Source organism: Microbacterium sp. CBA3102 (assembly GCF_007954505.1).
Classification (GTDB): Bacteria; Actinomycetota; Actinomycetes; order Actinomycetales; family Microbacteriaceae; genus Microbacterium; species Microbacterium aurugineum.
In genome coordinates, this window is record NZ_CP042412.1 from 2,408,347 (window position 1) to 2,422,577 (window position 14,231).

Consider the following 14,231-nt stretch of genomic DNA (forward strand, 5'->3'; position numbering starts at 1 on the left):
GGGGAGATTCTCAACGGTCACGGGGTTCCCTCGGCTTCTCTGGGTGGATGGAAGGGTCGGTTCGTTCGATCATTCGTCATGCCTCGCACTGTGCGTGCTCGACTCCACTGCGGCCTCGAGGTCATCGAGTCGTCGTGCGAGATCGATCAGGGCTGTGTCGTCGGTGGGCAGGGGCCCGGCCAGCAGGGCTTGCAGGGTGCCGCGCGGGATCCGAAGGCGGTCGGAGGCCGCGTCGGCGACCTCGTCCGCGCCGGCGTGTGCGGCGAGCCCGAGGCGTCGTGCGAGTCGGCGCTGGGCGCCGTCGCGGAGAGCTTCCGCGGCGTGCGCCGAGTCCGCGGCCCTGGCCGTCAGACGCGCGCGCCCGTGCATCGTCTCGGAGGCGCGGACGGTCACGGGCAGGGTCTCGGCCACCAGCGGGCCGAAGCGCTGACCGCGCCAGACGGCTGCGGCGATCCCCGTGAGGAGCAGCAGGAGGATCACCGGGGTGACCCAGGGCGGTGTCAAGGTTCCGAGCGTGTCGATCGACTCGCCCTCGATGTCGGAGTCCGCGAAACTCGGGACGTACCAGACGACGTGGTCCGTCTGCCCGAGCAGGGCGAGGGCCAGCGCGGCGTTGCCGTTCTCCGCGAGGGACGCGTTTCCGAAGAGCCTCGAGCCCTCCACGACGACGCGGCGGTCGTCCGTGCGGTCGTCCACGAGCACCGCGGCGCCGTTCGCATCGCCGAAGCAGGGCACCACCCCACTCGTGGGGGAGAAGAGTCTGTCCGCGCGGATCGTCCCCACTCGGGCGAACTCGGCGACATCGCACTCGGCGGACACCGCAGGAAGCGTCCCCGGGGCGTTCTCGCCGATGTCGAGTGCGCTCAGGAGATGGGTGCCTGCGGAGAGGAACACGATGCGGTCCGCCGGTTCCATCAGCGTCTCCAAGGCGTCGTCCGTCAACGTGTACGGATTCGCCATGACGAGGGTCGTGTCGTCGCCGATCGCCGCGCGCGCGGCCGTCCGGGAACGCTCGACGTCGACGTCGACTCCTCGGTCGCGAAGGATCTCGGCGAGGGCGAGCGCGCCCGCATCGTCCCGGCCTTCCGGATCGAGCGCTCCCCGTGCTCCCGGCGGTGTCACACTGACGCGGAGCGCGACGAAGGCGACGATCAGCACGAGCGCCACCACGATCAGCCAGCCCACGATCGCCTTCGTCTTGCGCGGTCGGTGCTCGGCGGTCGACGGGACGGACGGGGTTTGAGCGGTCATGCTCACGCCGGCACCTCCTCGGGGCGAAGCGACAGGAGTCGGGCGTCGGTCGCGGCGAGCTCTCGATAGGTCTGCTCCGTCGCGGCGTGCCCGAGGTAGCGGACGTCGTCGAACGCAGTGGCCGCGCGGCGCATCGCCTCCGCCTCCTGCTCGAACACCCGGATCGCGTCGCGCGCGATGGACTGCGCGGTGGCGCCGGGGGCGGGATCGATCAGATCCCGCTCCAGCAGGCTCCGGGCGATCGCTCGGTACCGGAGGATCGTCGCCGTGCTCCAATCGCCTTCGCGTGCTCGGCGCTCGGCGTCGCTGCGCAGTTGTGACGCCGAGCGATCATCGGCCGCGCCCAGGAGATCCGCGCGGCCGCGTCGGACGGTGCGAGACCTTCGAGGCCGACCCCAGATGATGAGGGCCGCGATCAACGCGGCGACGATGAGGGCGATCACGATGATGAGGGCAGCCGGCCCCACATTCGCACTGTTGTCGGCGTTGAACAGATCGGCGAGGAAACGGCCCACGTCACGGGCGAAGTGGTCGAACCACGTCGGCTTCGCGTCGGCATAGCGCGGGTTGGAGAGCTCCTCCTCGGCCCAGCGTCGCGCCTCATCGCCGTCGGGGACGAACAGGTCGTCGAACGGTCGGATCATGCCGTGTCATCGCCGCCGGGCGCAGCCCACCCGGTCTCCCGAGGGGTGGTCGGTGCGGGCGGTGCGGGCGGAGGCGGGGGCGGGAACCCCGTCGGCGCGGTCCCCATCGATCCCGTGCTCCCCGGCGATGGTGTCGCCACCGGGGGTGCGGAGAGCGGCGCCGGGGGCGGGGGAAAGGCTGTCCCGGGTAGGGCTGTGCTGCCGGGTAGGGCTGTGCTGCCGGGTAGGGCTGTGCTGCCGGGTAGGGCTGTGCTGCCGGGTAGGGGGAGGAGGGAGCACCCGGTGCGGTGCCGTACGGAGCAGAGGCGTAGCCCTGGGTCATCTGCACGTGCTCGGGAACCTGTCGGGGCGGTGGTGCGGAGCTGACGGCGCGGGCGGGGTCCACGCGGAACGGGTCACCCTGCTGCTCGTCCGTCCAGCCGAGGTCCCGGCGTTCCACATACGCGAGGAGTGTCTGATCCAGGCCCTCGTACCGCATCCGGCAGTCGACGTAGATGAGCGCGGCACCGGTGCTCTGGACCACCGCCGCGATCGCTTGGATCACGAGGATCAGGATCTGCGGCGCGAGGATCGCGAGGACGAAACCGACGACGGCCGCAGGTTCCACGGCGCCGGTGGGCGCGATCACGGGAGTGAGGAGCGTGCTCAGCAGCGTCGAGGGGATGCTCACGACCTGCATCGCCACACCCATGATGAGGTTGATGAGGAACACGACCCCGAAGGCGACCCAGAAGCGGCCCCGGGTGAGGCGCCAGGACCGGACGAGTGCGTCGCGGAAGCGTGCGCGTTCGAGGACGAGGATCGACGGCACCAGCAGCAGCTTCGTCGTCAGCCACACGAACAGCGGGATGGCGGCCAGCACGATGAGGACCACCGTGAGCACGACGACCCCGATGAACTCGGCACTGCCACCCAGGCCGCCCGCCACGAACGCGGCGATGATCGCCGCGACGATCGCGAAGAGCCCGAAGACCGCGGCCACCGTCAGCGACGCGAAGCCGGCGAGCCGCCAGAACGACGGCGCCATCCTGCGCCAGAGCATCCGGAGCGTGGCCTTCACGCCGACGGCTGCGTAGCCGATCTCGGCGGCGACGACGCCCTGCATGACCGCGGTGAACGCGATCGTCGCGAGGCCCACGGCGATTCCGGCGATGAGGTTGATCCCGACCGTCCCGGCCAGCACCGCCTCGAAGTCCGGTGACGAGGGGGAGACCGTCTCCAACCGGGAGAACGTCGTGAAGAACACGACCCCCATCACGCCCGCGGTGACGAGAACGACGACGAGCTGGATGACGACGGCGAACCCGAACAGCACCTTCGGGTTGTGCCGAAGCGCCGCGAAGGCCTTCCCCAGCAGCATTCCGAAGGTCAGCGGATGAAGAGGGATGATCCCCTTCTTCGGGGCGGGCGTCCATGTCTGGCCACTCAAAAGGCACTCCCTCCATCGTGCGGTCCCATCGTGTCATATCCACGACGTGGTGCGCAGACCTGGGGCCTCTGGGACTGGGTGCCATAAGGTAACAGTTATGACCTCACGCATTCTCGTGGTCGACGATGACACAGCACTCGCCGAGATGATCGGAATCGTGCTGCGCACCGAGGGTTTCGAGCCGGTCTTCTGTGCGGACGGAGCGCGAGCCGTCGAGGAGTGGCGCACGCAGCGACCCGATCTGGTGCTGCTCGACCTCATGCTCCCCGGGATGGACGGGATCGAGATCTGCACGCGCATCCGCGCCGAATCCGGGGTGCCGATCATCATGCTCACGGCACGCAGCGACACCGCCGACGTCGTCCGTGGGCTCGAGGTGGGCGCGGACGACTACATGGTCAAGCCGTTCAACCCCAAGGAACTCGTGGCGCGGATCCGTACTCGTCTCCGCCCGACGCCGCAGGCCACCAGCGAACAGCTGCGGGTTGGTGACCTCACCGTCGACGTGGACGCGCATGAGGTGCGTCGAGGGACGGACCCGATCGCACTCACGCCTTTGGAGTTCCAGCTGCTCGTCGCTCTCGCCTCGAAGCCGCAGCAGGTCTTCTCCCGGGAGATGCTCCTGGAACAGGTGTGGGGATACCACTACAAGGCCGACACGCGACTCGTGAACGTGCACGTGCAGCGCCTTCGCGCCAAGGTCGAGCTCGACCCGGACAACCCCAAGATCGTGATGACGGTGCGTGGTGTGGGCTACCGTGCCGGGAGCGTGGGCTAGGAGCACGATGGCTGCGACGACAGCGACCACGACGACGGTCGCCGTCCTGCGCGACTGGCGAGGCTGGCCGACGATGCTCGGTCTCCTGTGGAGACGGTCCCTCCGGTTCCGCACCCTCTCGATCACGCTGCTCGCGACCTCGTTGGCGATCTTCATCACGTGCGTGACGATGGCTCTCGCGATCCAGAACGACCTCTTCATCTCACGGAAGAACGTCGCCCTCGAAGACGCCCGTCGGGCGGTCGACCAGGCGCAGCGGATCCTCGATGTGGCCGAGGTGGGCGACGACCCGGCTGCACTCAGCACTCTCTGGGACGGCATCAGGGACACGTTGGCGCGGACGTCGAGCACCGACCAGCTCGCGGGATACAAGATCGAGACGGGCGCCGACACCTCGCCGTTGAACGGGTTCGAGGCCGGGCTGAACGAAAGCCTGTTGAGCCCGGAACTGCGCAGGCGTGTGGTCGAGCTCGATGACCGCCAGGAGTGGCAGTCCGTCGCGCTCCCGGTCGAGAACGGTGGGGTGGTCCCCGGGATCGTCGTGGGGCAGCAGCTCCAGGTCCCGGAAGCAGGGCCGTTCGAGATCTACTTCGCCTATGACCTGGGCGATGCCGATCAGACGCTCCTGTTCGTGCAACGCACGCTCTGGATCGCCGGGATCGGGCTCGTGGCGATCGTGGCGGCGATCTCCTGGATCGTCCTGCGAGCCGTGTCGACACCGATCGTCCAGGCCGCCGAGACGAGTGCGCGACTCGCCGCGGGCGATCTGGGGGTGCGGATCGATGTGCACGGCGAGGACGAGCTGGCCGTTCTCGGGCGTTCGTTCAACGCCATGGCCGACAGCATCGAGGCGCAGATCAAGGAACTCGGCGAGCTGTCGATGGTGCAGCAGCGCTTCGTCTCCGATGTCTCGCACGAGTTGCGTACACCGCTGACGACGATTCGACTCGCCGCGGACATGCTGAACGACCAGCGTGCGGAGTTCGAGCCGACCACGGCGCGCGCAGCGGAACTGCTGCACGCGCAGGTGCAGCGGTTCGAGACGCTGCTCTCCGACCTGCTCGAGATCAGTCGCTACGATGCGGGGTCGGTGCAGCTCGAGCTCGAGGCCACGAGTCTCGCGCACCTGGCCGAGGACATCATCGAACAGATGAGACCGCTCGCGGACGGCCACGGCACCGAATTGCGCTTGGTGGCGCCGGGCGGCTACTCGCCCGTGGACATGGACCCCCGCCGGGTGCGCCGGGTGCTGCGCAATCTGATCGGCAACGCGATCGAGCACGGTGAGGGCCGTCCGGTCGTCATCACGGTCGACAGCAACCAGCACGCGGTCGCCGCCGGCGTCCGGGACTTCGGTCTCGGGATGGAGCCGGGTGACGCGGAGCGGGTGTTCGACCGGTTCTGGCGGGCGGACCCGTCGCGACAGCGCACCATCGGCGGCACGGGGCTCGGGCTGTCGATCGCTCTCGGCGACGCCACCCTGCACGGCGGAACGCTGGCGGTCTGGTCGGAACTCGGGGTCGGGACGAACTTCGTGCTGACCATTCCTCGGCACGAGGGGACGCTGGACGGACCGAGCCCGGTCCCCGTCGAGCCGCAGGAGCCGTTGGCGGAACTGGGCGACGCGACACAGCCGATCTCGCTCGCCGAGAGTCGCATCGAGCTGTTCGACGAGGGGGAGAGGCCATGATCCGCGCACGATCGAAGAGACGATTGCGTGGCGCGGCGCTGGCGATCGCCGCGCTGCTGCTGCCGGCGTGTGCAGGGCTTCCGACCAGCGGCGATGTGACGGTCGGCCTCAAGCTCGGCGAATCGTCGCAGGACATCGACTTCTTCCCGGTCGCCTCGGGCCCGGTCAAGGGGGCCGGCCCCGAGCGGATCGTGGAGGGCTTCCTGGAGGCCGGCATCACCACGGCTGACAACTGGGCCACAGCACGCGAGTTCCTTTCGCCGGCGTTGCAGCGGACCTGGCGACCCGCGTCCGGCGTGTCCGTCGACGCGGGCCCGGAATCCCGCACGCTCACCTCGACGGTCCCCGAAGAGCTGGTCGAGGAGGCGGATTCGGCGGAGGTGCAGGTCGAGCTGGACCTGGTCGCGAGCGTCGACGAATCCGGTGCCTACGCGGATGCGCCCGGTGCCTCGACCATGCCGTTCGCCCTCGAGCGGATGGACGACGGCGAATGGCGCATCACGGAAGCGCTGGACGGGGTCGTGATCGACGACCCGCGGTTCGACAAGGTGTACGACGCCTACCCGCTGCAGTATTTCGACGTCAGCTGGTCGCGACTCGTCCCCGACATGAGGTGGTTCCCTCGGCGCCAGAGTCCGGCGACGACGGTGACGCGGGCACTGATCGGCGGTGTGCCCAGCGCCTGGCTGGATCCCGTCGTGCAGAACTCGTTCCCCGCCGACGTCCAGCTGGCCCAGGACGCGGTTCCGATCACCGGGCAGGTGGCCGAAGTCGCGCTCACCCGTCCTGCGGTCGCGCTCGACGAGACGACGCTCGCGCGGATGCGCACCCAGTTGCAGGCGACGCTGAGGGCCGCGGGGGTCGCAGTCACGCGCGTGCAGTTCACCGTGGACGGCCGCGACCTCGATGCCGGCGTGGTCGACGTGATCGAACCTTCGACCGAGATCGGCACGCTCGTCCTGAAGGACGGGGTCTTCGGCAAGATCGTGGGAGATGAGATCTCGCCGCTCCCCGGCATCAGCACCGAGATCGCCGCGATCGCTCAACCCATCCTCTCCCTCGATGTGGCGGCGGACGAGTCCCAGGTCGCGGCGCGACTCGGAGACGGTCACGTCTACCTCGTCCGCGACGGCAGCCGCATCGAGCTGGATTCGCGTACCGGGCTCATCGATCCTTCACTCGACCCGTACGGGTACACCTGGTCGGTGCCGCGAGGGGATCCTTCCGCCCTACGCGCCTGGGACGCTGAGGTGGTTCCGCAGACGGTGGCGAACGCCTGGCCGAATGCTTCCGCGATCTCGGACCTCCGGGTCGCCGCGGACGGCAGTCGGGTTGCCGCGGTCATCACGGTCGGCAGGCAGTACTGGGTGGTCGTGGCCGGCGTCGTCCGCGACGCCGCGGGTGTTCCGATCGAGCTCAGCGATGCCAAGCAGCTGATCCAGCTCTCCGAGCCGGCGACGGGCCTGGTGTGGTTGGGTCCCGACCAGCTGGGTGTGCTGATGGACCCGAGCAGTCCGAAACTCATCACTCAGATGGTCGGGGGGCCGGGTACCTCGGAGGCCGCTCCGGGCGATGCGATCTCCGCCGCCGGTGCGCGGACGACCGCGGGAGTGCGCATCCTCGGTGCGGGCGGACAGCTGTTCGCACATGCGGGGACGGCCTGGCGTGAAGTCGCGTCCGGGATCTCCGTCCTCGCCACCCGCGCAGGCGAATGACCCTTCCTGCACGGCAGAGTCCCGCACGAGGCTTGTGCAGGACGGCCGGCGGCTCGGCGGCGTCACCGATGCCAGGAGTCGCAGAATCGTCGGATGCAGGAAGAATCCCGTCTCCTTCGGATCGGAGCCGAGGTCGCCGCGTTCCTGCTCGCCGCGAACTGCGCGGGCTGCGCTGAGCCCGGCCTCCTGCTGTGCCCAGGCTGTCGGAGTGCCTTGGCGCCGCGGGCGCAGGAGTCGGTGACACCGGCGGGGCTGCCCGTCTGGTCCGCCCTCGAGTTCGACGGGGTGGCGGCGCGCTGCATCCGGCGGCTCAAGGGGGAGGGGACACGCTCATCGCGCGCCCGCTCGGTGCGGCGCTGGCGAGCGTCCTCAGCCCGCTGGTGACATCGGCGACGTGGATCGTGCCCGTTCCGACGAGCCGGGCCGCTTTCCGACGTCGGGGCTACCGTGTCCCGGACCTGCTGGTCCGCCGTGCGCACGCGGATCCGCAGGCCGTGCTCGCCGTCGAGGGAGCGCGCCCGGATCAGCGCGGGCTGGGCGCTCGCGCACGCCAGACGAACGTCCGCGGAGCGATGCGTGCACGGCACCGAGGGGAGGGAGCCGAGGCGGTCATCGTCGACGACGTGATCACGACCGGGGCGACATTCGACGAGGCAGCGCGCGCCCTCACGGTGGCCGGGTTCCGAGTCGTCGCGGCCGTCGCGCTCGCCGCCACGCCGCTTCGTGGCGGATTCGCATGAACCTCATCGACAACCCACCGGAGACACAGGAGAACCAGCTCGTGACATCCGTCGACGGGCGGACTACGGTGGGGGGACACAAGGCGACCACGGTCCGCCCTTGGCCGGGAGGACCGGGACAAGGAGGCAGCAATGGAAACAAGCATCGTTGGCGTCGGAGTGGGTATCACCGATCGCTTCCGAACCGTTGTCGAAGAGAAGATCGCCAAGATCCAGATGCTCGCGTCTCGCGCGCAGCGGCTGGATGTGAAGGTCACCCATCGCGTGTATCGCAACGGTCATGTGCCCGATGAGACCGTCGAGCTCACGCTGATCGGGAAGGGACCGGTCGTCCGAGCCGAAGCGACCGATGGAGACAAGTTCGTCGCTCTCGATCTCGCGGTGGACAAGATGTCCGAGCAGCTGCGTCGCGCGAAGGAGAAGCGGGTCGATGGACGACAGCACCCCCGCGGCGCTCACTTCGAGAAGGAGAGCGGAGCTCTCACGGGCATCGACGTCCAGCCGGCGTCGGCGGATGTCCTGCATGCCGTCGCCACCGGCAACGTGCCGGTGCAGCAGACGGAAGAGGAGGAGTACTCGCCCGTCGTCATCCGCACGAAGAGCTTCGACGCCGAGTGGATGACCGTCGAGGAGGCCGTCGACCGGATGGAACTGGTCGGACACGACTTCTTCCTCTTCGTGGACGTCCGCACCGACCACCCGAGTGTCGTCTACCGGCGCAAGGGCTGGGACTACGGCGTGATCGCGTTGAGCACCCAGGCTCCGCCGTCCGAGGCCCTCGCCTCCTGATCGACGTTGCGAAACGGCCCGGCCCCGAGAAAGGGACCGGGCCGTTTCGACGTCCGGGAGGCGTGAGGGCTCGGGTCAGTCGAAGATGCCGTCGAGCAGGCTGCCGATCACGAGTCCACCGAGGATGCCGGATGCGAGGTCTCCGCCGCCACCGCGTCGTCCGCCGCCGCCTCCCCATCCGCCGCCGCCCCAGCCCTCGTCCTGCGGGCGGGACGAGTCGATGTCGCGCTGGGCGAGCTGCAGCGCCTCGGAGGCGAGGTGTGCGACCCGTCGTGCCTGCACGAGCGCGGCTTCGCGGGTCTCTTCGGCCGGGAGGAGGTCGGAGAGGTCGACACGAAGTCGTTCCGCCTCGGCGAGGCGTGTGCGGGCGTCCGCGCCGATCCAGCCGCGATGACCGGCGATCAAGCCGCGTGCCACACCCAGCTGCCGGTCGGCGTCGTCGATCGCGTGCTGCACCTGGGCGATGCTCGGGAGCGGGTTCTCGGCGCGGTGGCGTGCCTTCGCGATGGCGTCGTCCAGCGCGGAGTTGGCGTCACGCAAGCGGGAGAGCTCCGCGAACGGATCGTTGGGTTGTCCCGACGGCGTCAGCGCCGAGAGCGCGGCCTGGAGGTCTGCGACGGCTGACGCCACCGCCGGTACCGCGGGAGCGTTGCGTGCGGCGATGAGGTCGTTGCGGGAGTCTGCCACGACTTCGGCGAGCGTGGATTCGGCGCGCAATGCTTCGATCTCGAAGTCCTCGACCGCGTCGAGGAGCGCGGATGCTCGCCGGGTCGCTTCGGTCGCGGTCTCGAGCGCGACGTTCGCCTCTTCGTTCTGCTTCGCCGTGCGACGGCGTTCCGACACGTCGGCGCTGTGGGTCGCGAAGCTGATGAGCTGCTCCGCTTCGGCGGCGCTGGCCGTGATCTGGTGCATCGCGGAATCGGCGTAGCGTGCGGAGAGACGTGCGACAGCCTCGTTGGTCTGCGGGATGCGGGCGCTGAGCGCCTCAGCCTCCGCTCTCACCCGTGCGATGATCTCGGGCGCGCGTCGAACCGTGGAGACGGACTCCGCGAGCTCGGAGGTCTTCTCGTCGAGGAGGTCCTGCGCCCAGTCGCACAGCTGCAGGATGCGTGCATTGCGGGTGCGGAGCTCTTCGTCCGTGTCGGGGATCTCATCGTGATTCAGCTGGTGGAGCTGGAACGCCTCGCGCAGATGGGTGCGCACCGCGGCGAGTGCCGTCCGCAGGTCGGCGGTCAGGCCTTCGCCGAGTTCGGCCTCGGCGAAGGAGAGCTCGTCGGCCGTGGTGCGGATCCGCTCGTCCGCTCCGACGAGGGCCTGCTCCGCACGCCGAGCCAGATCGGCGTCCCGAGCGGCGAGCTCTTCCTGTTCGCGTTTGCGCTTGCCCCAAAAACCAGCCATGGGTCGATCCTAGTTTCCCCGGCGCATGAGCCGGCTGAGCATCCGCTCCGGGCGAACGGGGAAGTTCGGCCGAGCGGCCCTGAGGTCGTCGCGACGGGGTTCGCTCAGGCTGCAGGCGCGGTCTCGGTGATCTCGGCGCCGGTGATCTCGGCATCGGTGATCGCGGCGCCGGATTTCGCAGGGCGTCCGCGTTTGGGTCGCTCCTCCGTGAGTTCGAGCGCCATCGCGTGCTGCGGGTGTCCGGTGAGGCGCTCGGCGGCGTGGTCGAGCCAGCGCACCTCGGCTTCGGCGGAGAAGATCATCGAGTCGACCACTAGTGACCAGGCGAGTCCCTCGGGGCCGTCCTCACCGCGCTTCGTCCGTCTGGCCTGCCGCAACGTCTCGAGATGCGCCAGGGATGCCGCGCGCTGGGCGTGGATCGTGGTCGCGGCGTCGACACCGGGGAGGGTCGCGGCGACGGCGAGCTTGATCGCCAGCTCATCACGGGCTCCCTTGGCACGCGCGAGGGGGGAGGCGAGCCACCGTGCGACCTCCGCCTCTCCGGCGCGGGTGATCCGCCAGTACACATGCCCCTGCTCATCGGTGTGGCCGCGCTGCACGAGGCCGTCCCGTTCGAGTCGTTCGAGGGTGTTGTAGATCTGGCCGACGTTCAACGGCCAGACCGAACCGGTGCGTCGGTCGAACTCGTGCCGGAGCTGGTATCCGTAGCAGGGTCCCTGGGCGAGGATGGCGAGCATGCTCTGGCGTACGGACATCGTCGTCTCCTCGTGTGATCGGGCCGAATGCGATACCGAGTATATGGTTACCGGGCATGCTCTCGTCGTGACGCGCGGGTCGTCCTGCAGGCGACGTGCAGGCGACGTGGAGGTCACGGCCCGGTAACATGGCGAAGTATGCCTGGCGTCGGGTCCACCGATGGCCGGCGATTTACCCACTGACAGGGAGATGACATCCGTGGCCAATCCTCTTGAGAAGCTGCTGCGTGCGGGCGAGGGGCGGGTCATCCGCCGCCTGAATCAGGTCGTCAAGGCAGTGGGAGCGCTGGAAGAGGACATCTCCAAGCTCACCGACGACGAACTGCGCAACGAGACGACGGAGCTGCGGGCGCGGTACGAGAAGGGTGAGACGCTCGACCAGTTGATGCCCGAGGCGTTCGCCGCGGTGCGCGAAGCCGCCAAGCGCACGCTCGGTATGCGCGCCTACGACGTGCAGATCATGGGTGGCGCGGCGCTGCACCTCGGGAACATCGCGGAGATGAAGACCGGTGAGGGCAAGACCCTCGTCGCCACCCTCCCCGCGTACCTGAACGCGATCGCCGGCAAGGGCGTCCACGTCATCACCGTCAACGACTTCCTCGCGAGCTACCAGGCGGAACTCATGGGGCGTGTGTTCCGTGCCCTGGGCATGACCACCGGCATCATCGTCTCCGGTCAGACGCCGGCGATCCGCCGTGAGCAGTACGCCGCAGACATCACCTACGGCACGAACAACGAATTCGGGTTCGACTACCTGCGCGACAACATGGCGTGGCGGAAGGAAGACCTCGTCCAGCGCGAGCACTTCTTCGCGATCGTCGACGAGGTCGACTCGATCCTCATCGACGAGGCCCGTACGCCGCTCATCATCTCCGGACCATCCTCCGGCGAGGCCAACCGCTGGTTCGCCGAGTTCGCGAAGATCGCCCGCACCCTCGAGGTGGGCGAGGACTACGAAGTCGACGAGAAGAAGCGCACCGTCGGCGTGCTCGAGCCCGGGATCGAGAAGGTCGAGGACTACCTCGGCATCGACAACCTGTACGAGTCCGCGAACACTCCGCTCATCTCGTTCCTGAACAACTCGATCAAGGCACTGGCGCTGTTCAAGAAGGACACCGACTACGTCGTCATGAACGACGAGGTCATGATCGTCGATGAGCACACCGGCCGCATCCTGGTCGGACGCCGCTACAACGAGGGCATCCACCAGGCGATCGAGGCCAAGGAGGGCGTGCCGGTCAAGGCTGAGAACCAGACGCTCGCGACCGTCACGCTGCAGAACTACTTCCGCCTCTACGACAAGCTCGCCGGCATGACCGGTACCGCCGAGACCGAAGCGGCTGAGTTCATGTCGACGTACAAGCTCGGCGTGATCCCGATCCCGACGAACCGTCCCATGATCCGCAAGGACCAGTCGGACCTCGTCTACAAGAACGAGACCGCCAAGTTCGCGCAGGTCGTCGAGGACATCGCCGAGCGTCATGCCGAAGGTCAGCCGGTGCTGGTCGGAACCGTCAGCGTCGAGAAGAGCGAGTACCTGTCCCGCCTGCTCGCGAAGAAGGGCATCAAGCACGAGGTCCTCAACGCGAAGAACCACGCGCGTGAGGCCGAGATCGTCGCCCGCGCGGGTCGCCTGGGAGCGGTCACCGTCGCCACGAACATGGCAGGTCGAGGCACCGACATCATGCTCGGCGGGAACGCCGAGTTCCTCGCGGTGCAGGATCTCAAGGCCAAGGGCCTCGATCCGGTCGAGACCCCCGAGGAGTACGAGACCGCCTGGGACGAGACCTACGAGGCGATGAAGAGCGTCGTGGCCGAGGAGGCCGAGAAGGTCATCGAGGCCGGCGGGCTCTACGTGCTCGGCACCGAGCGTCACGAGTCGCGCCGTATCGACAACCAGCTCCGCGGTCGCTCGGGTCGTCAGGGTGACCCCGGTGAGAGTCGCTTCTACCTGAGCCTCACCGATGACCTGATGCGACTGTTCCAGTCCGGTGCCGCCGAGGCCATCCTGGCGCGCACCAACTTCCCGGACGACGTGCCGATCGAGTCCGGCCTCGTCTCCCGCGCCATCCGCAGCGCGCAGTCGCAGGTCGAGTCGCGCAACGCCGAGATGCGCAAGAACGTGCTCAAGTACGACGACGTCCTGAACCGCCAGCGCGAGGCGATCTACGCCGACCGCCGTCACATCCTGCAGGGCGACGACATCGCCGACAGGGTGCAGCACTTCATCGAGGACGCGATCGCCGGAGTCGTCCGCGACCACACCGGCGAGGGCCACAACGAGAGCTGGGACTTCGATGCTCTGTGGACGGAGCTCAAGACGCTCTATCCGGTCGGGGTCACCATCGACGAGGTCGTCTCGGAGGCTGCAGGGCGCAAGGGCGGCATCACCGCGGAAGGCCTCACACGCGAGTTGCTCTCCGACGCGAAGATCGCCTACGAAGCCCGCGAGGAGTCGCTGGGCGAGGCCGCGACCCGCGAACTCGAGCGACGCGTCGTGCTGCAGGTGCTCGATCGCCGCTGGCGGGATCACCTCTACGAGATGGACTACCTCAAGGACGGCATCGGCCTGCGAGCCATGGCGCAGCGCGACCCGCTGATCGAGTATCAGCGTGAGGGCTACGCGATGTTCCAGTCGATGATGGGGCAGATCAAGGAGGAGTCGGTCGGCTACCTCTACAACCTCGAGGTCGAGGTGCGCCGTGCCGCCGACTCGGACACCACCGAGGTCGAAGCCAAGGGCCTCGCCGCGGGCGGAGGCGAGCAGCGTCTCGAGTACTCCGCCGCGAACGATGCGGGCGAGGTCGAGGTGCGCAACGACCGCGGCCAGGTTCAGCAGGCGGCGACGGATCGCGTCCGTCAGGCCGCCGTGCGCGCGCAGGCGCCGCAGACCGAGCCCGAGGAGGCACCCCGCGGTGCGTTCGGGCAGCGCACGGACGGCGACGCACCGGCCGCCGGCAACCGTGAACAGCGTCGTGCGCAGAGCAAGAAGAAGAAGTAGCGTTCGGTGAGGAGGAGGGCCAGTCCGGGTGGATTGGCCCT

At 68.6% G+C, this 14,231-nt stretch carries 11 protein-coding genes; 6 read left to right on the forward strand and 5 right to left on the reverse strand.

Annotated elements, in window-relative coordinates:
• Window positions 1–69: 69 nt before the first annotated feature.
• From FGL91_RS11460 to FGL91_RS11470, 3 genes are read right to left on the reverse strand one after another with little or no spacing between them, the layout of a single operon-like run.
• Window positions 70–1,251: a DUF4350 domain-containing protein gene (locus FGL91_RS11460; protein WP_153243882.1), complete on the reverse strand. Its 1,182-nt coding sequence runs from the start codon at window positions 1,249–1,251 to the stop codon at window positions 70–72.
• Window positions 1,252–1,253: 2 nt separating this feature from the next.
• Window positions 1,254–1,895 carry a DUF4129 domain-containing protein gene (locus FGL91_RS11465; protein WP_153243883.1) on the reverse strand — a complete coding sequence of 214 codons (642 nt, stop codon included), beginning with the start codon at window positions 1,893–1,895 and terminating at the stop codon, window positions 1,254–1,256.
• Window positions 1,852–3,324, reverse strand: coding sequence for a hypothetical protein (locus tag FGL91_RS11470; protein ID WP_194239206.1), 1,473 nt, complete (start codon window positions 3,322–3,324; stop codon window positions 1,852–1,854). The genes FGL91_RS11465 and FGL91_RS11470 overlap by 44 nt, the downstream gene beginning before the upstream one ends.
• 97 nt (window positions 3,325–3,421) lie before the next feature.
• Between FGL91_RS11470 and mtrA the strand changes: the two genes are divergently transcribed.
• The 5 genes from mtrA (at window position 3,422) to hpf (ending at window position 9,036) form a co-directional block, all read left to right on the forward strand.
• Window positions 3,422–4,102 (forward strand): MtrAB system response regulator MtrA, encoded by a 681-nt coding sequence (mtrA, locus tag FGL91_RS11475; protein WP_047524414.1) that lies wholly within the window; start codon window positions 3,422–3,424, stop codon window positions 4,100–4,102.
• 7 nt (window positions 4,103–4,109) lie between these two features.
• Window positions 4,110–5,792 (forward strand): MtrAB system histidine kinase MtrB, encoded by a 1,683-nt coding sequence (mtrB, locus tag FGL91_RS11480; protein WP_131492212.1) that lies wholly within the window; start codon window positions 4,110–4,112, stop codon window positions 5,790–5,792.
• Entirely contained in the window at window positions 5,789–7,507 is a 1,719-nt protein-coding gene (locus FGL91_RS11485; protein ID WP_227991549.1) for an LpqB family beta-propeller domain-containing protein, read from the forward strand. Before mtrB ends, FGL91_RS11485 begins: the two co-directional genes overlap by 4 nt.
• Before the next feature lie 191 nt (window positions 7,508–7,698).
• Window positions 7,699–8,247, forward strand: coding sequence for a ComF family protein (locus FGL91_RS11490; RefSeq protein ID WP_227991553.1), 549 nt, complete (start codon window positions 7,699–7,701; stop codon window positions 8,245–8,247).
• 132 nt (window positions 8,248–8,379) lie between these two features.
• A complete protein-coding gene (gene hpf, locus FGL91_RS11495; protein ID WP_047524410.1) occupies window positions 8,380–9,036 on the forward strand; it encodes a ribosome hibernation-promoting factor, HPF/YfiA family in 657 nt (218 codons plus the stop codon).
• Between the two features lie 75 nt (window positions 9,037–9,111).
• On the opposite strand, the gene FGL91_RS11500 is transcribed toward hpf, so the two are convergent.
• Both FGL91_RS11500 and FGL91_RS11505 read right to left on the reverse strand, forming a co-directional pair.
• Entirely contained in the window at window positions 9,112–10,434 is a 1,323-nt protein-coding gene (locus tag FGL91_RS11500; protein WP_131492210.1) for a hypothetical protein, read from the reverse strand.
• A gap of 104 nt (window positions 10,435–10,538) precedes the next feature.
• The gene (locus FGL91_RS11505) at window positions 10,539–11,189 is read right to left on the reverse strand and encodes a PadR family transcriptional regulator (RefSeq protein WP_131492209.1); all 651 of its coding nucleotides are present in this window, start codon (window positions 11,187–11,189) and stop codon (window positions 10,539–10,541) included.
• A 199-nt stretch (window positions 11,190–11,388) separates the two neighbouring features.
• Here FGL91_RS11505 and secA point away from each other — a divergent pair, with 199 nt between their 5' ends.
• Window positions 11,389–14,190, forward strand: coding sequence for a preprotein translocase subunit SecA (secA, locus tag FGL91_RS11510; protein ID WP_047524419.1), 2,802 nt, complete (start codon window positions 11,389–11,391; stop codon window positions 14,188–14,190).
• The last annotated feature ends 41 nt before the right edge of the window (window positions 14,191–14,231 follow it).